This is a genomic window from Pseudomonas sp. DTU_2021_1001937_2_SI_NGA_ILE_001 (genome assembly GCF_032463525.1).
Lineage (GTDB): Bacteria > Pseudomonadota > Gammaproteobacteria > Pseudomonadales > Pseudomonadaceae > Aquipseudomonas.
The window spans coordinates 1,504,691-1,522,118 of record NZ_CP135971.1 but is presented as its reverse complement, the minus strand read 5'-3'; the positions used below and the strand labels follow the sequence as shown (position 1 = coordinate 1,522,118).

10 protein-coding genes are annotated in these 17,428 nt (G+C 65.0%); 9 read left to right on the top strand and 1 reads right to left on the bottom strand.

The annotated features are described in order from the left end of the window. Nucleotides 1-31 precede the first annotated feature (31 nt). The 4 genes from RRX38_RS06165 to RRX38_RS06150 all read left to right on the top strand — a co-directional run bounded on the left by RRX38_RS06165 (nt 32) and on the right by RRX38_RS06150 (nt 9,480). Nucleotides 32-2,992, top strand: a complete 2,961-nt coding sequence (locus RRX38_RS06165; RefSeq protein WP_315961936.1) for a hypothetical protein — start codon at nt 32-34, stop codon at nt 2,990-2,992. Between the two features lie 256 nt (nt 2,993-3,248). After that, nucleotides 3,249-7,895 carry an RHS repeat-associated core domain-containing protein gene (locus RRX38_RS06160; protein ID WP_315961935.1) on the top strand — a complete coding sequence of 1,549 codons (4,647 nt, stop codon included), beginning with the start codon at nt 3,249-3,251 and terminating at the stop codon, nt 7,893-7,895. A 71-nt stretch (nt 7,896-7,966) separates the two neighbouring features. Next, entirely contained in the window at nt 7,967-8,686 is a 720-nt protein-coding gene (locus tag RRX38_RS06155) for an RHS repeat-associated core domain-containing protein (RefSeq protein ID WP_315961934.1), read from the top strand. Further along, nucleotides 8,683-9,480, top strand: coding sequence for an RHS repeat-associated core domain-containing protein (locus RRX38_RS06150; protein ID WP_315961933.1), 798 nt, complete (start codon nt 8,683-8,685; stop codon nt 9,478-9,480). Before RRX38_RS06155 ends, RRX38_RS06150 begins: the two co-directional genes overlap by 4 nt. A 37-nt stretch (nt 9,481-9,517) precedes the next feature. Here the strand turns inward: RRX38_RS06150 and RRX38_RS06145 are convergent, their stop codons facing one another. Then, on the bottom strand, nt 9,518-9,778 hold the full coding sequence (locus RRX38_RS06145) for a helix-turn-helix domain-containing protein (RefSeq protein ID WP_315961932.1): 261 nt from the start codon (nt 9,776-9,778) through the stop codon (nt 9,518-9,520). A gap of 323 nt (nt 9,779-10,101) precedes the next feature. Here RRX38_RS06145 and kdpF point away from each other — a divergent pair, with 323 nt between their 5' ends. The 5 genes from kdpF to RRX38_RS06120 all read left to right on the top strand — a co-directional run bounded on the left by kdpF (nt 10,102) and on the right by RRX38_RS06120 (nt 17,406). Continuing rightward, entirely contained in the window at nt 10,102-10,191 is a 90-nt protein-coding gene (kdpF, locus tag RRX38_RS06140) for a K(+)-transporting ATPase subunit F (protein WP_253110809.1), read from the top strand. 10 nt (nt 10,192-10,201) lie between these two features. Next, complete coding sequence (gene kdpA / locus RRX38_RS06135) at nt 10,202-11,896, top strand: potassium-transporting ATPase subunit KdpA (RefSeq protein WP_315961931.1); 1,695 nt, start codon at nt 10,202-10,204, stop codon at nt 11,894-11,896. A 60-nt stretch (nt 11,897-11,956) separates the two neighbouring features. After that, nucleotides 11,957-14,017: a potassium-transporting ATPase subunit KdpB gene (kdpB, locus tag RRX38_RS06130; protein WP_315961930.1), complete on the top strand. Its 2,061-nt coding sequence runs from the start codon at nt 11,957-11,959 to the stop codon at nt 14,015-14,017. Nucleotides 14,018-14,119: 102 nt separating this feature from the next. Beyond that, on the top strand, nt 14,120-14,683 hold the full coding sequence (kdpC, locus tag RRX38_RS06125; protein WP_315961929.1) for a potassium-transporting ATPase subunit KdpC: 564 nt from the start codon (nt 14,120-14,122) through the stop codon (nt 14,681-14,683). Between the two features lie 74 nt (nt 14,684-14,757). Further along, nucleotides 14,758-17,406 (top strand): sensor histidine kinase KdpD, encoded by a 2,649-nt coding sequence (locus tag RRX38_RS06120; RefSeq protein ID WP_315961928.1) that lies wholly within the window; start codon nt 14,758-14,760, stop codon nt 17,404-17,406. Nucleotides 17,407-17,428: the final 22 nt, after the last annotated feature.

Below are 17,428 nucleotides of genomic sequence, written 5' to 3'. Positions count from 1 at the left end.
TCGTTTCCACCTTCCATCAGGAGAGGAGCAAATGTCCAACTCACTGGAAAGCCTTCTGCAACGCATGGGCGAAGGCAGCGTCACCCAGGGCTGGGGAGCGATCACCGTCTTCAGTCGCCGCCGGATCAACCGCCTGCTCGAACAGCAGTACATCGAAAACTTCCGTCACCTGGGGCTGATGCCCATGGTGAATGGCAGGGGAACCATCGTCGCAGCACCGTCCGTGGAGGCACAACTGAGCGACATGCAGCTTGGCCCCCCGCAGGTGTCCTTCGACAACGCGTCGCTGAGCAACTCACGGGCCCGCGTACGCATGAACATCGTTTCTGGCCGCTATACGGCCATGCGCCGTGACTACAGTGGGCCGCCGGGGCTGGTGACCAGTCTGTCTATCACCGAAGACCAGGGTTTCTGGATAGAGATGGTCGTCGACCTGTCGGTGGTCCTGGGAGAAGTCGACCGCCAGGGGATGGTGACGCTGGATCTGTCCAAGGCAATGGATTTCAGCTGCAACCTGGCCGGCAATGACTCGGCGACCAATGCCGGCCTGGCCGCGATCTTCCGGCAGAAGTTCCATGACTTGCCGGTGCAGCGCAGCGTCTTCCAGCTAGGCAGGCTGGGGCTGAAGGCGTATGGGGTTCTGGCGCCGGCCGGTTTTCGTATTCTGACGCAGGCGGCGCCGGGAGCGAGGATCAGGAGCGCGCTCAATTACGGTGACGGAGCGGTCGTAGTGTTCATCCGCCTGCGTGCCAACGACACGGATGGGGCTTTTCCACCGGATGAGACGTTTCCATACCTGATTCCCGATGATCAGGAGAGCGACGGCAGCGACCGCTACTCGGCAACCGTGGTGCTGGCCGAGTCCATGCGTGATTATCTGGCCGATCATCCGCTGGACTTACTGGGCAACCTGCTGTTTCCAGGGGCCAATGTCTTCGAAGAACGGGATCGCCATACCCCGGCGGACCTGGCGCTGTTCGGTAACATCAGCCCTCGGCAGACCCTTTACACCCTCGAGCCGAGGTTCGCTACGATCAAGGCCGGAGCAAACCAGCGCTTCACACTGCTCAACGGGCGCGGTGAGGCCGTAACCGCCAGTGCCTGGCAGGCCGTGAGCCTGGAAAGTCATGCAAGTGCCGGGCATGGAAGCATCTACGGCGGCCTCTACGAGGCGGTAGCTCGGGATGCCATCGGGTATGAGTTGCTGCATGTCGTGGTGACAGCCGAATACGAGCAGGATGGAGTGAACTACAGCGCCTCGGCCTTGCTACTGGTGGTCTTCGACAGCATGCAGGTTTCGCCGCGGGTGGGGCTTTCAGCCTTGGCAGATGAGCCTCCGGCGATCCTGCTGGCGGCAGGTGCGCTGGACGCCGGGCCGCTGGATTGGTCGCTGCAGGGGGCGACCCAGGGCGATTTGGCGGTCATCGATGGCCGCCACGCGTTGTTTTCTCCCGCGCAACGCCCGCAACGCAAATGTCTGACGGCCCAGCAGGTTTGGGCTCAGGGCGAAGAGGGGCGACCGGCCGCGTTGTTGTTGGCCAGTGGTCAGCAACTGCTGGGCGTCGATCCGCCGCTGGCAGTAGGTATCAGGCATTCGACCGCTGTGCAGCTCATTGCCGACACGCAGATACTGCCTGATGTGCCACGACGCTGGAGCCTGATTGCTGGCAGCGGCACTGTCAGCGCTGCGGGGTTGTACAGTGCTCCGGTCGACGCAGTGACCGGTAGCAGCGTGGTGTGTTGCGAGATCGTCAGCAACGGCATCGTGCTCGCCAGCGGTTACAGCGTGCTTGAACTCAATGAGCTGGAGCAGGAGGAAAGCTGGAAATCCCTCAATCAATTCTCGGTGCGGGTCCTGGGCGGGGCCGACGACGGCATGCGTGGAAATCTGTACGCCAACGGCTACCAGCAACTGGAAATCGAGATCCTGGTCGAAACCGCCCTGGTCGATGGCCGACCGATACCGCTCAGCGCACTGGAGTTGAACTCCATTCAACTGGTGGAAAACCGTACCGATCAGGAGGTGGATAGCATCAACCCGCTCCTGGGGGGGATGCCGGAGAGCGATGAGCTGTCCTGGCGAACTCACTATCAGAGAAACCGTTTCGATATGGCCACCCTGGGCCAGGCGCTGAGTGACGGGGGCCGCGCGCCAAACCCAGCGGTCAGGACCGTTTCGCGCTATTTGCATAGCCGATTGGGCGGAAATGCCTCGGTGAGTTTCTATGCCCAGTTACAGCGCTCCAGCGACCAGAGCTTCTGGCGCTCTAACGAAAATGACGAGCTGCATGGCGCGGTTACCATCACGTCGCAATCGACTCCCGCGTTCCACCCGGATTACTACAAGTTCGAGCGAAAAAGGGTGGATGGTGGCAGCGCCGGCCCCGGAGCCCCCGAAGAGGACGATTTCGACTACCACCTGCGCACGGTGGATTACTGGACCCTGAGCTACAGCCCGCCCAGCATGAGCACGGTGCGTTTCGAGACGCTGGAGTTCGGCGCGGAGAATCCGGAGGATGAGATCAACCGGTCGATGGTGGCCTGGGAGAGCGAAGCCTTGTGGGAAGAGATGTTCAGCTGGACCGGCTACATCTTCGACGACCCACAAAGTGCGGCGGACGACAGTGCTCATGTGCAGTTCGACGATGACCTGGAAAAACTCGTGAAGGGTTCGGAAGAGTCGAATGACGAGCGCAACTTCCCGATCGACGTCGACCGGAGCTTCTTCCAGCCGGGCTCTCTGGTGATCACCTTGCACCGTTCCGACCGGGTCGCCTACGTGCCTGCCAGTTCCAGCGAGCAAAGCGTGCCGCTTAGCCCGGTACGCGACAAGCTCTCCAGGCCCTTGATGGTGGTGCTGCGTGACCGGCAGGGCAACGTGCACAAGCGCAGGATCAGCTTCGATGCGCCCGCCAACCTGGGGCACCGCAATCGTTTGAACCACGTGGAATTCGACCGATACGTGGACAGCCTGGGCGTGCCGCGCAGTTGAGCGGCGCACACCGGACGGTGTTGGCCTCGAAGCCAACACTATTCGGCCAGCCGTCATGTGACTCGGTGGGAGCGGCTTCAGCCGCGAAAGCGCCAGTAAATTCGCTGCATCTGTTGTGAACATGCGGTCGCTTCGCGGCTGAAGCCGTTTCTGCGGGCGAGAAGTCAGCCAGACCGAACAGCATCAACCTTGCACCCCCATCATCCGCTACAGACCTGTTGCCGTTCACGGGCCTCTTTGCCACAGGAACATCGACATGACCGTTTCCACTTCCGTGCATTCCAATGCCTTCAACTTCATGAGCTTCGTCAAGGGCGGGGTGGACCCGCGCACCGGTCAGTACACCCTGGCCATCGAGTTGCCCGCCCTGCAAGCCAACGACCTGCGCGGCCCCAGCCTGCCGCTGAGCTTGGGCTATAACCCGCTCAACGGCACCGACAGCGGTTTCGGCCTGGGCTGGAGCCTGCGCCTGTCGCAGTACATGCCCGGCAACCAGGTGGTGTCGCTGGCCAGTGGCGAGTCGTTCAAGGTTACTGAGAGCGGTGACGCCGGTCGGCTGCTGATGCGCGAGCAGAAGATCGACAGCTTTCACTTCTATCAGGTTGCCCAGGATCGTTATCGCATCGCCCACAAATCCGGCCTCACCGAGTGGCTGGAAGTCCGCGGCAGCGCTTCGCATCTGGTGGCGGTACCGGTACAAGTGCAGGCACCGGAAGGCCACGTCCTGAATCTCGACTACACGACCTTCAACGGCACCTACCCGCTGCTGAACAGCGTCACCGACCAGGCCGGGCAGGTGCTGCTGAGCGTCGAGCGGACCAGCAGTGAAGTGCGGATCCTGATGAATCCGGGGGCGGGTGAGGCGGGCGAGCCCCTGGCCTCTTTCATCATGAGCCTGGTGGGCAGCGACCACCATGTCATCCGCATTACCCTGCCCACTGAGGAGCAGGCCAGCTGGCGCTTCGGTTACCAGCGGGTCAACGAGCATCTGTGCCTGAGCAGCGTCGAAACCCCTACCGGTGCCCAGGAGCAGCTGTTCTATCAGGACGGCGGGCACCAACTGCCGGCCAATGCCGGGCGCACGCCGCTGCCTCGGGTGACCCGGCATCGGGTCGAACCCGGTTTCGACCAGGCTTCGGTGGACGTGCATTACAGCTACGGGCCTGGGGTGCACAACTTCCTGGGGGGCGGCCTGAACATCGGCTGGGCAGAGGATGGCCTGGACAATCTGTACCGGCATGGCGGCACCTATGAGTATCAGTGCACCGAGACCCTGCATGTCGATGAGCAGCCGGTGCGCAGCATCCAGCGCACCTTCAACCGCTTTCACCTGGTCACCGAGGAGATCACCACCCAGGGCAAGGCGCGCAAGAGCGTCAAGACCCTTTATCACGACCATGACGGTGTGCCGTTCGAGCAGCAGCCCCGGCAGTGTCAGCTGCCCAGCGAGACCACCACCAGCTGGGGCCTGACCGATGACGCCACGCGCTTTCGCAGCGAGAAGGTGACCACGGCTTATGACGACCACGGCAACCTGACTCGCGAAGTGCAGGCCACGGGTGTCACCGAGGCAAGTACCTGGTATTCCGCTGCGGGTGAAGGCGACGACTGCCCGCCAGACCCGGAAGGCTTCGTGCGCTGGCTGAAGGACAAGACCGTGACCCCAGCCCCTGCCGAAGGCGACGCACCGCTGCTGCGCACGCGCTACCGCTACTTGGGCCTGCCTGCCCTGGACGGTAGTGGTCAGCCCGATTGGCTGGCCACCCACAGCGAAACCCTGGTGCAAGTACTGGGTGAGCAGGAACAGACCCTGCAGCAAACCTCCTTCGAGTACCTGGACACGCCAGGCGATGCCTTCCTGCATGGTCGTACCCAGCGCCAGACGCTGTCGATCAATGGCCATGACACCGTGACCGATTCGCTGTACAGCCGGGAAAGCAGCCCACTGTTCGGCCAGAGCATCCTGCGCACGGTGCAGACCCTGAGCGGCTTCGATGGCGAGCAGAAAGTCATCACCCTGGAGCATTCGCTGTTCACCGGCGAGCCCTTGCTCAATCGCGATGACAACGACGTGGAAATCCGCTACCACTACGACGCCCTGCGCCGGGTGGTGGAGGAAACCGTAGCGCCAGGCACGCCTTGGGAAGCGTCGCGCACCTACAACTACCAGCTGTGTGCGAACCCTGGCGAACAGGCTTGGCAGAGCCAGGTGGATGTCAAGGACGTGCAGACCGTCTCGTTCTTCGATGGCCTCAACCGGGTGGTGCGCGAAACCCGGGCAGACGCCGACACCCTCGGCCGGCAGGACCAACAGCGGCCGATCTATGCGGCCCGCTACGACGCCTGGGGGCAACTGCGCGAAGAAACCGAGCTCGACTGGCTGGAAAGCCGGCAGTTGGCCCTGAGCAGCCAGTACGACTATGACGACTGGGGTGAGCAGCGCTGCGTGACCGGCCCCGACGGGGTGCGCAGCATCGAAGAGACCGACCCCATCGGCACCCCGGCCAGTGCCGGGCCGATTCGTCGCAGCTGGCGTGAAGAGGCGGGGGGCTCCGGCCTGCGCACCGGCGTCACCGAGACCTGGCTGAGCCTGTTCGAGCAGCCGACGCGGGTCGAGCGCTTCGACCGCAGTGGACAGTCGCTAAGCCTGCTGTCGTACGACTACGACGGGCTGGGCCGCAAGATTGCAGAACGCCAGACCGTGGACCAGGGCGAGCGTGTCACCGCTTACCGCTACGACGCTTTCGACCGTGAGACCGAAACCACCCTGGCCGACGATGCGATGGTGCATCGTGGCTATGCCGCGCACAGCGCGGAGGATCTGCCGGTGCGCATCAGTGTCGAGCACAACGGCGCTGACAAGCTGCTGGGCGAGCAGGTGTTCGACGGCCTCGACCGGCGCAGGGAAGCCATCACCGGCGGGCGTCGCCAGGTGTTCACCTACGAGCCGGGCTTGTTCCAGCCCAAGGACATGACCACCGCCAGCGGCGAGTTGGTGGAGTACGAATACCAGCCGCAACTGGGCACCGAGCCGGTACGTCGCCGACTGCCCGGCAGTGTGCAGGCGGAGTACGGTTACGACGTGAAGAACGCCTTGCTGCTCGATTGTCAGGAGCAGGGCGAGTTCCTCGCCCGGGAATACTTCAGCACCCAGCAGCTCAAGCGCGAGACCCGGCGTTCCGGCGACGGCACCGAGTACCAGATGCACTACCGCTACAGCCGCCTGGGCCGCCTGCTGGGCTACACCGACGTACTCGGCCAGGAGCAGACCTGCGCCTACGATGACCAGGGCCGTTTGACGGACACCGACCTGGGCAGCACCCATGCGCACCTGGAGTACGACGCGCTGGGACGCGTGCAGTCGGTCGTGACCCGGGATGACCAGAGTGGCCAGCAACTGGGCACCGAGCTGGCCTATGACGACTTCGACCGCGAAACCTTGCGCACCTTCGACCTCAACGGCACGCTCCAGACCCTGGAGCAGCATTGGAACGAGGACGACGAGCTGACCCGGCGAACCCTGAAAGAGGGCACCGAGCTGCTGCGTGATGAGACCTATGCCTATGATGCGCGTGGGCGCCTGAGCAACTATGAGTGCAGTGGCAGCCAGCCGCCGGTCGATCCCTACGGCAAGCGGGTGCAGCGCCAGGTGTACATCTACGATGCACTGGACAACATCACCACCGTGATGACCTATTCCGACGCCGGTACCAACCGCGCGCGGTATTTCCACGATGGTCCGGACCCGGCGCAATTGACCCGTATCGAGAACAACCACGCCGATTACCCGACGGTCATCCATCTGGATTACGACGACAACGGCAACCTGCTGCGCGACGAGGCGGGTCGCACCCTGACCTACGACGCGCTCAACCGCCTGCTGACGGTCAGCGGCCCTGGCGCGGGCGGTAGTTATCACTATGACCCGCTGGACCGGGTGGGCGGGCAGGACGACGAGCAGCGCTTCTATCAGGGCGACCAGCTGGCGACCCGCCAGGGCGCCCAGGGCAGCAGCCGCTACCTGCGCGGCGGCGACCTGTTGCTGGCCGAGGTCGGGCAGACCCTGCTGGGCACTGACCAGCACAACAGCGTGCTGCATGAGCTTCGCGCCACGGGCGATGAATCGAGGGCCTACCTGCCCCATGGGCAAGAGGGTGACTCCCCAAAGCCTGATGGCGGTCCGGCGTTCAACGGTCAGTACGCCGAGCCCGCCATTGGTTGGCAACTGCTGGGCAACGGCTACCGGGCCTACAACCCGGCGCTGTTGCGCTTTCATGCACCGGACAGCCTGAGCCCGTTCGACGAGGGCGGGTTGAATGCCTATGCCTATTGCGAGGGGGACCCGGTGAATGTGGAGGATCCGAGTGGGCACGGGTTTTTCAGCTGGTTTCGCGGTGGGCGGGTGACCACCGCTTCACCTGTGGCGGAAACAGTGCCGTCGCGGCTCAAAGTGCATAAACCAGGCAGATCCATTAGCAATCTCGAAAAATTGAAGGTGGTCGATGTCAGGAATCTTGAGTTGATCAACAAAAGCACCCAGGGCGAGTTCCTGGCGATGCAGAGATTCAAGCAAAACCCCCATTATCTACCCCCGAAATATAAGAGTGATCCGACGCTCTTACGCGAAATGAAACGACAACACGGCGATATTCAGAAAGTGGCCGAGTTCGATTACCAGCAGATAAGCGATCAGCATCTACCGATAGCAGCCGCCTACGACTACGCCTTTAAGCATGTAGGTAAGCCCGGTATCACCAAAGAAGCGCGAAGAATATTGGAGCATGAGGCAAACGAGATCAGAGCCAAAATGACAGCCGATTTCAGACGGCGATTTGGGCAGTCGGCTGGTAGCGGCGTCGACCGGCTTTTTGGACGTCGGAATCAGCATGGAAGGTTCGATTAAGTGATGCCGGGACAAGACGCTCAAGATAGGTCTGACAAGTACACAGGATGTCAGAGCATCTGGAGAACGATATGAAACTACGCACTTGTAGAGCCGATTCAATCGCTGGCGCAGGTCACCCTTGGTTGTGCCGAGCCAAAGGCGGGCTTGGGTTCAACGGCTGGCTGCACGAACCCGGCCTTGCCTGGCAACTGCTCGGCCACGGTTATCGCGCCTACAACCCGGCCTTGATGCGCTTTCACAGCCCGGACAACCAGAGCCCGTTTGCTCAGGGCGGGTTAAATGCGTATGCCTACTGTCGTGGGGATCCGCTGAACAGGACCGATCCCAGCGGGCACGGTTCGTTGTTCGATCCCTTGCTGCGGCATTTCACTACCGCGTCCAGCAAGGCCGGGAAGGTGCCTAAGCTGCTGAGGAAGGTCAGTCCGCGAAAATCGAAAGGCGACAAGCCTGCTGCCAGTCGTTTCAGGGATATCACCGGACAGGACATCAACGACCTCAGGACCCTCAAGCAGCTCTTCGATCAGCAATTGGCGGTGCAGCGAAAACTGCCCGACACCCCGAAAGCGTTGATCGCCAGCAGCGGTGTTGGGGCTGTGCCCAACTCAGTGCCCGCGCCGTCGCTGACTCCTGCCAAGTTGACCCACACCGATATTCAACAGGCCTACTCTTTTGCCTTGGTCAATGTCGGCAACCCCGGCATCACCCGACACTCACGGGCGCAGATTTCGCAGCTTGCCGAGCAGATTCGTGTCGCACAGGGACGGCCGGCAGGAGCAAGATTTCCATGACAGCCCACTCGAGCATGCATGCGCGTTTCACCCAGCCGTCGCTGTTCGCCTACACCCTTTATGGCTGGCCCCATCCACCCTGCCAGCGCAGCGTGCCAGGATTTGCCGGAGGGTTTCATGAAGCGAGCCTTGCCTGGCAGCTTCTGGGCAATGGCTATCGTGCCTACAACCCGGTGCTGATGCGTTTTCACAGCCCGGACAACCAGAGCCCGCTTGCCGAGGGCGGGTTGAACGCCTATGCCTATTGCCAGGGCGATCCGCTCAACCGGACTGACCCCTCGGGCCATGGCTGGCTTACGGCGCTGGGCTTCAAGCGGATGCGCACTTCACCAGGCAGCGCCTCCGACAGGCCACCGATGCTCGAGGCGCTTGGGCCTGGCAGACAGCGCAGTCGTCTGTGGTCGTTGACGGGAGACGATCAGGGCGCGCTCGAACTGATCGTGGCCGAGCGTGAAAGTCGTGCGGCCGAGCTTGGACGCCGCTTGCTCGGTGCTGAGCAGGCGATGAAGAAGTACCAGGCCAACCCTGGCCGCTTTGCTCAAGAGCTGGACGTGCATCGGCCGCTACTTGAAGGTGCGCGCAGTGCTCATAACGCCAGTGTGGAGCTGTTGCAAAGCGCGCAAGCGGCGCTGCTCTACACCCAGGAAAACCTGGGCCGAGCCGGTATCACGCGGCATGCGCGGGCGGCGATCAATGCTCGCGCAACAGCGATTCGCAAGCACCGCGACGACAGCTATGAAGCGCAGCTTGCCGCGCTGGCACAGCATCGCCAATCCCGCGGCATTCGCCGCTGACGACACTGCCTGCCAGCGCGTGGCAGGCAGTGTGGCGTCAATCCAGACGAATGATCCCCTGCTCGATGGCGCGCACCAGCGCCAGGCGCATGGTGCATACGCCGAACTTGCGGCGGATGTTGCTCTGGTGGAAGTTGATCACGGCTTCGCTGCGGCCAAGAATGCGCGAGATTTCCCAGGCGGTCTTGCCCATCGCCACCCAGTGCAGGGTTTCCAGTTCCTTGTGGGTCAGCCTGACCGGGCAGGGGGTGTCGCAGGCAGTTGCGTTATGGTGGTTCATGACAAGTTCCTCATCCATGGAAACTTGCCGGCCAGCATAGCGCTGATACGGCGGCGGCGAACCTGACAGAAATGACACTTCGGCACCGGGCGGCCCGGCAGACGGTTGTTGGCGCTTGCTCGCCAAGGCGTCGGGAAATTCATTGCATCTGTCGTGAACAGGCGGTCGCTTCGCGGCTGAAGCCGCTTACCCGGCCTAACTGACCAGTACTGCGCCTAACGCCCGGCCCGCCTGCATCTTTACGCATTCTTTATGCCGCCAGGCGGCCTTCGATCTCGTTCCTTTACGCCCCCTTTGCGGACAATTTCCCTACACGGCCGTCGCCGTACAAGGGGAATTCAATGAGCGTTCTGGATGGGGTTTCACTGTTGCTCGGCATCGGGCTGATCGTCTACCTGCTCGTCGCGCTGCTGCGCGCCGACCGCCAGTGAGGGAACGGCCATGCACAGCTATGACTATCTGCTGATCGGCGCCTTTCTGCTGTTGCTGCTGGGCAGCGCGCCGCTGCTGGGGCGCTTCTGGTTCCGGGTCATGGAGGGCCAGCGCACCTGGCTGACGCCGCTGCTCGGACCGGTGGAAAAGGGCTGCTATCGACTGTCCGGGGTCGACCCGGCTGCCGGTCAGGATTGGAAGACCTACGCGCTGGCCCTGGCGGCCTTCAACCTGGCGGGCTTCGTGCTGCTGTTCGCCCTGCTGATGCTGCAGGGCGAGCTGCCGCTCAATCCGCAGCAGCTGCCGGGCCTGGAGTGGACCCTGGCGTTCAACACCGCGATGAGCTTCGTCACCAACACCAACTGGCAGGCCTACAGCGGTGAAGCTTCGTTGAGCTACCTGAGCCAGATGCTCGGCCTGACCGTGCAGAACTTCGTCAGTGCCTCTACCGGCATTGCCGTGCTGGCGGTGCTGTGCCGGGGTATCGCGCGGCGCTCAACCCGTGACCTGGGCAACTTCTGGGCCGACCTGACCCGTGCCACCCTCTATGGCCTGCTGCCGATCAGCCTGCTGCTGGCGCTGCTGCTGGTGTGGCAGGGTGTGCCGCAGAACTTCGCCCACTACGTCGATGCCCTGACCCTGCAAGGCGCCGACCAGAGCCTGCCGATGGGGCCGGCGGCCAGCCAGATCGCCATCAAGCAACTGGGCACCAACGGCGGTGGCTTCTTCGGCGTCAACTCGGCGCACCCGTTCGAGAACCCCACGGCGCTGAGCAACCTGCTGGAGCTGGTGTCGATCCTGCTGATCCCGGCCGCGCTGGTGTTCACCTTCGGTCATTACGTGAAGGACATGCGCCAGAGCCGCGCGATTCTCGCCTGCATGCTGGTGCTGCTGCTGATCGGCGGTGCCGTGGCGCTGTGGGCCGAATACCAGCCCAACCCGACCCTGGCCATGGCGGGCGTCGAGCAGGCCGCACCGCTGGAAGGCAAGGAGGCGCGCTTTGGCGTCACCGGCACCACGTTGTGGGCAGTGGCAACCACGGCGGCCTCCAATGGCTCGGTGAACGGCATGCATGACAGCCTCAACCCGCTCACCGGTCTGGTGGCCCTGGCCAACATGATGGTCGGCGAGGTGATCTTCGGCGGAGTCGGCGTGGGCCTCAACGGCATGCTGCTCAACGTGCTGATCGCCGTGTTCCTGGCCGGGCTGATGATCGGCCGCACCCCGGAATACCTGGGCAAGAAGCTCCAGGCCCACGAGGTCAAGCTGCTGGTCGCCACCTTGCTGGTGATGCCCCTGGGCGTGCTGGTGCTGGGTGCCATCGCCGCCAGCCTGCCCGGCCCGGCAGGTGCGGTGAGCAATCCGGGCGCACATGGCTTCAGCCAGCTGTTGTACGCCTACACCTCGGCCACCGCGAACAACGGCTCGGCATTCGGTGGCTTTTCCGCCAACACAGCGTTCCACAACCTGATGCTGTCGCTGGCGATGTTCCTCGGGCGTTTCGGCTACATCCTGCCGGTGCTGGCCCTGGCCGGCAGCCTGGCGGCCAAGAACACCGCGCCGCAGGGCAGCGACAGCTTCCCGACCCATGGCCCGCTGTTCGTGGTGCTGCTGACCGTGACCATCCTGCTGGTGGGCGGGCTGACCTTCCTGCCGACCCTGGCGCTGGGTCCCATCGCCGATCAACTGACCCTGATGCCTTAGAGGCGATGTATGCGCAGCCAAGACCGTTCACTCATCGAATCCGAATCAGGTAGCACTGACATGAACATGCTCGCCGATAAAACCCAGCAGGCGCGTGCGCCTGCCGAACCGGCCGCCACCGGCCTGGCAGCACTGTGGCGCCCGGCGCTGGTGCAGGCCTTCGTCAAGCTCGATCCGCGCCAGCTGGTGCGCTCGCCGGTGATGCTGGTGGTAGAGCTGACCGCCATCCTTACCACAGTGCTGTGTCTGCTGCCCGAGGCGGGTGTGCCGACCAGCGTGGCGCTGCAGATCGCCCTGTGGCTGTGGTTCACCGTGCTGTTCGCCAACTTCGCCGAAGCCCTGGCCGAGGGGCGGGGCAAGGCGCGGGCCGACAGCCTCAAGGCCGGCAGCGAAGGGCTCAAGGCGCGTCTGTGCGACGAGCAGGGCCAGTTCCGCATGGTCGATGCGCAGAGCCTGCGCAAGGGCGACGTGGTGCGCGTCGAGGCCGGCGAGATGATCCCCGGCGACGGCGAGGTCATCGAGGGCATCGCGGCGGTCAACGAGGCGGCGATCACCGGTGAATCGGCACCGGTGATCCGCGAGTCCGGCGGCGACCGCTCGGCGGTCACCGGCAATACCCGGCTGGTTTCCGACTGGCTGCTGATCCGCATCGGCGCCAACCCTGGCGAGTCGACCCTGGACCGCATGATCGCCCTGGTCGAAGGCGCCAAGCGCCAGAAAACGCCCAACGAGATTGCCCTGGACATCCTGCTGATCGGCCTGACCCTGATTTTCCTGCTGGTGGTCATGACCCTGCAGCCGTTCGCGCATTTCGCCGGCGGCAGCCTGCCGCTGGTGTTTCTGGTGGCGCTGCTGGTCACCTTGATTCCCACCACCATCGGCGGCCTGCTGTCGGCCATCGGCATCGCCGGCATGGACCGCCTGGTGCGCCTCAACGTCATCGCCCGCTCCGGGCGGGCGGTGGAGGCGGCCGGTGACGTGCACGTGCTGCTGCTCGACAAGACCGGCACCATCACCTTCGGCAACCGTCGTTGTGCCGGCCTGTACGCGGCACCGGGCGTGACCGCCCAGCAACTGGCCCAGGCCGGCCTGCTGGCCTCGCTGAGCGACGACACCGCCGAAGGCAAGTCGATCGTCGACTACCTGCGCAACCTGCACCCGCTGCAGGAGCCGGCCGCGCACGAGATCGTCGGCGTGCCGTTCAGCGCCGAGACGCGCCTGTCGGGTGTCGACTACCAGGGCAAGGTGTATCGCAAGGGCGCGGTGGACTCGCTGCTGATGTTCCTCGGCCAGACCCGCGAAGACCTGCCCGTGCCCCTGGCCCGCGAGGTCGAGCGCATCGCCAAGTCGGGCGGCACGCCGCTGCTGCTGTGTGGCGAAGGCCGCCTGTTGGGCGCCATTCACCTCAAGGACGTGGTCAAGCCGGGCATTCGCGAGCGCTTCGAAGAGCTGCGCAAGCTGGGCATCCGCACCGTGATGGTCACCGGCGACAACCCGCTGACCGCCGCGGCCATCGCCGCCGAGGCCGGGGTGGATGACGTGATCGCCGAAGCCACGCCGGAGAAGAAACTCGAACGCATCCGCTACGAGCAGGCTCAGGGACGCCTGGTGGCGATGTGCGGCGACGGTGCCAACGATGCCCCGGCGCTGGCCCAGGCTGACGTGGGCGTGGCCATGAACGACGGCACCCAGGCCGCTCGCGAGGCCGCCAACATGGTCGACCTGGACAGCGACCCGACCAAGTTGCTGGATGTGGTGCAGGTCGGCAAGGAACTGCTGGTGACCCGTGGCGCGCTGACCACCTTTTCCATCGCCAACGACGTGGCCAAATACTTCGCCGTGCTGCCGGCGCTGTTCGCCGCCATCTACCCGCAACTGGCGGTGCTCAACGTGATGCACCTGGCCAGCCCGCAGAGCGCCATTGTCTCGGCCATCGTGTTCAACGCGCTGATCATCGTCGTGCTGATCCCCCTGGCCCTGCGTGGGGTGCGGGTGCAGGCCGCGAGTGCCGCGCACCTGCTGCGCCGCAACCTGCTGATCTACGGCCTGGGCGGGCTGGTGGTGCCGTTCATTGGCATCAAGCTGATCGACCTGCTGCTGGTCGCCCTGAAGCTGGTGTAGGGCAAGGGTTCAGCCCGGCGAACCGGGCACGAGCGGCTGCAGCCGCGCATGGCGCACACCGCTCCCTATCAGCGCGAATCAATCGAATCAAGAGGATCACCCATGAACGCAATCCTTCGTCCCGCCCTGAGCATGCTGGTGTTGATGACCCTGGCCACCGGCGTGGCCTATCCGCTGGCCGTGACCGGCGTGGCACAACTGGCGTTCGCCGAACAGGCCGACGGCAGCCTGGTGCGTGATGCCCAGGGCCGGGTACGTGGCTCACAACTGATTGCCCAAGGCTTCGACGGCGCACAGTGGTTCCAGCCACGCCCGTCGGCCGGCGCCTTCGCCACCGTGTCCAGCAGCGCCAGCAACCTGTCGCCGGGTAACCCGGCACTGGCCAGCCGCATCGCAGCGGATAGCGCGCGCCTCAAGGCGCAAGGGTCGGGCGATGTGCCGCTGGCCCTGCTGACCACCTCTGGCAGCGGCCTGGACCCGCACCTGCCGCCGGAGGCCGCCTATTGGCAGGCCAAACGCGTCGCCGCCGCCCGGCAACTGCCGGAAGGGCAGGTGCGCAGCCTGATCGAGACGAACACCGAACGGCCGCTGTTCGGCCCGCCGGTGGTCAACGTCCTGGCCCTGAACCGCAGCCTGGAAGCTGAAACCACAGCAGCAAACCGGTAATCTCGGCTGGCCGCTTCCGCTGGGAGCGGTTTGCGCCGCGACTGTCCATTTCTCCCTGATCGAGCGAGCATCCTGTGAGTGATTCCGGCCGAGCCGATGCCATCCTGGCCCAATTGCCCCGCGAAGGCCGTGGGCGCCTGAAAGTCTTCCTTGGCGCCGCGCCGGGGGTTGGCAAGACCTACGCCATGCTGCAGGCCGCCCACGGCCAGTTGCGCCAGGGTGTGAAGGTGCTCGCCGCCGTGGTGGAAACCCATGGCCGGGCGGAAACCGAAGCCTTGCTGGGTGGCCTGCCACAGTGGCCATTGTTGCGCAGCCAGTACCGGGGCATGACCCTGGAGGAAATGGACCTCGATGGCCTGCTGCAGGCCGCGCCCGATCTGGCGCTGGTCGACGAACTGGCGCACAGCAACGCGCCCGGCAGCCGCCACGCCAAGCGCTGGCAGGACGTCCAGGAACTGCTGGCCGCCGGCATCGACGTGTACACCACGGTCAACGTTCAGCACCTGGAGAGCCTCAACGACCAGGTTCGTGCCATCACCGGCGTGCAGGTGCGTGAAACCCTGCCCGACTGGGTGCTGCAGGAAGCCTTCGAGCTGGTACTGATCGACCTGCCACCCCGCGAGCTGCTGGAGCGCCTGCGCGACGGCAAGGTCTACGTGCCGGAGCAGGCCCGCGCCGCCATCGACGCGTTTTTCAGCCAGACCAACCTCACCGCACTGCGCGAGCTGGCGATGCAGACCGCCGCGGCGCAGGTGGACAACGACTTGGCCCAGGGCTACCGGCAGTTGGGGCAGACCGCCCCGGCGCTGCGGGGTCGCCTGCTGGTGGGGGTGGATGGAGATGCCCAGGCCGACCTGCTGGTGCGCCATGCCAGCCGCGTCGCGCAGCGTCGTCATCTGCCCTGGAGCCTGGTGCATGTGGATGCCGACCGGCCGCTGGACGAGCAGGGCCGGGCCTACCTGCAAAGCGCCCAGCAATCGGCCGAGCGCCTGGGCGGCGAAGTGGTGACCCTGCGTGCCGGGGAAGTGGCGCGTACGCTGTTGCAGCATGCCGAGGAGCGCCGCGCCAGCGTGGTGCTGGTCGGCCAGTCGCGGCACCGCTGGCGGCGCCGGCTGAGCGGTGGCGGGGTGGCCGAACGGCTGTTGCGCGAGGCCCATGGCCTGGAGATCAGCGTGCTCGACAGCGACACCTCGCCAACCCGCCCGCGCCGCCGCGTCGGGCTGCCGTCACGGGGGTTCGACTATGCCTTGGCGGTGCTTGCCACCGTTCTGGCCAGCGCGGCAGCCTGGGCGATTTCCGGCTGGTTGGCGTTGCCGAACATCTCGCTGATCTTCCTCATGGCGGTGCTGCTGGTGGCGGTGCGCAGCAGCGTAGGGCCGGCGCTGGCCTGCGCCGCGTTGTCGTTCCTGGCCTACGATTTTCTGTTCATACCGCCGAACTTCTCCCTGAGCATCCAGCGCGAAGAAGACGTGCTGACCCTGGCGTTCTTCCTGTTCATGGCAGCGCTCACCGGCCAGCTCGCCAGCCGTCAGCGCCGCCAGTTCAAGGCGTTGCGTGCCACGCAGGAAGAAACCAGCACCTTGCTCGACCTGTCGCGCAAGCTCACCGCAGCCACGGACCGTCAGGCCGTGCTCAACGCCGCCGGGCAGCACCTGGGCGGCTCGCCGCACCAGCAGATGTGCCTGCTCGGACGCGACGCCGAGGGGGCCTGGACGGTGGAGGTGGGCGGGCCGCTGGCGTTTTCCGACGCCGAGCGCGTGGCGGCGGACTGGGCCTGGGAGCATGACCAGCCGGCCGGGCGCGGCACCGGGACCTTGCCGTCAGGACGCTGGTGGTGGTGCCCGGTGTCGGCCGAGGAAGGCCCGCTGGCACTGCTCGGCGTATGCCCGCGCAACGGCCAGGGTGTCAGTGCCGAGCAGCGGCGCTTGCTGAGCGCCCTGTGTCAGCCGCTGGCCCAGGCCCTGGCTCGCGCGCAGCTGGCCCAGGACCTGGAGTCGGCGCGCCTGCATGGCGAGACCGAGCAGTTGCGCAGCGCCTTGCTGGCCTCGGTGTCCCACGACCTGCGCACACCGCTGACCGCCATGCGTGGCAGCATCGACAGCCTGCTGGCGCTGGGCGAGGCGATCGGCGTGGACGACCGTCGCGAGCTGCTGGAAGGCACTCGCGATGAGGCCGAGCGCCTGGACCGCTACATCCAGAACCTGCTGGACATGACCCGTCTGGGCCACGGTTCGCTGAAGCTGGCACGCGACTGGGTGGCGCCGGCGGACATCGTCGGCAGTGCGCTGAACCGCCTGCGTGCGGTGCTTGCACCGCTGCAGGTGGAGGTGCAGGTCGCCGATGGATTGCCCTTGCTGTACGTGCACGCGGCGTTGATCGAGCAGGCGCTGGTCAACGTGCTGGAGAACGCCGCGCGCTTCTCGCCGCCCGGCGGGCGGTTGCTAATGCAGGCCGAGGCGCAGGACAGTGAACTGCGCCTGGCGGTGAGCGACCAGGGGCCGGGCATTCCCGAGGCCGAGCGCAGCAAGATCTTCGACATGTTCTACACCGCTGCACGCGGCGACCGGGGCGGGCAGGGCACCGGCCTGGGTCTGGCGATCTGCCAGGGCATGGTCGGTGCGCATGGCGGGCGGGTCAGCGTCGGCGAGGGGCTGGACGGGCAGGGCACCTGCATGACCTTGCACCTGCCATTGCCGACGCAGCCGCAAGGTGAGGTGGAATGAGGTAGGGTAATGCACATTTGCG

Excerpts from the sequence above, each read along its gene's own strand:
- kdpF (WP_253110809.1), top strand. The coding sequence starts at position 10,102 with ATGAGCGTTCTGGATGGGGTTTCACTGTTGCTCGGCATCGGGCTGATC.
- RRX38_RS06165 (WP_315961936.1), top strand. The coding sequence starts at position 32 with ATGTCCAACTCACTGGAAAGCCTTCTGCAACGCATGGGCGAAGGCAGC.
- RRX38_RS06145 (WP_315961932.1), bottom strand. The coding sequence starts at position 9,778 with ATGGATGAGGAACTTGTCATGAACCACCATAACGCAACTGCCTGCGAC.
- kdpA (WP_315961931.1), top strand. The coding sequence starts at position 10,202 with ATGCACAGCTATGACTATCTGCTGATCGGCGCCTTTCTGCTGTTGCTG.
- RRX38_RS06155 (WP_315961934.1), top strand. The coding sequence starts at position 7,967 with ATGAAACTACGCACTTGTAGAGCCGATTCAATCGCTGGCGCAGGTCAC.
- kdpC (WP_315961929.1), top strand. The coding sequence starts at position 14,120 with ATGAACGCAATCCTTCGTCCCGCCCTGAGCATGCTGGTGTTGATGACC.
- RRX38_RS06150 (WP_315961933.1), top strand. The coding sequence starts at position 8,683 with ATGACAGCCCACTCGAGCATGCATGCGCGTTTCACCCAGCCGTCGCTG.
- kdpB (WP_315961930.1), top strand. The coding sequence starts at position 11,957 with ATGAACATGCTCGCCGATAAAACCCAGCAGGCGCGTGCGCCTGCCGAA.
- RRX38_RS06160 (WP_315961935.1), top strand. The coding sequence starts at position 3,249 with ATGACCGTTTCCACTTCCGTGCATTCCAATGCCTTCAACTTCATGAGC.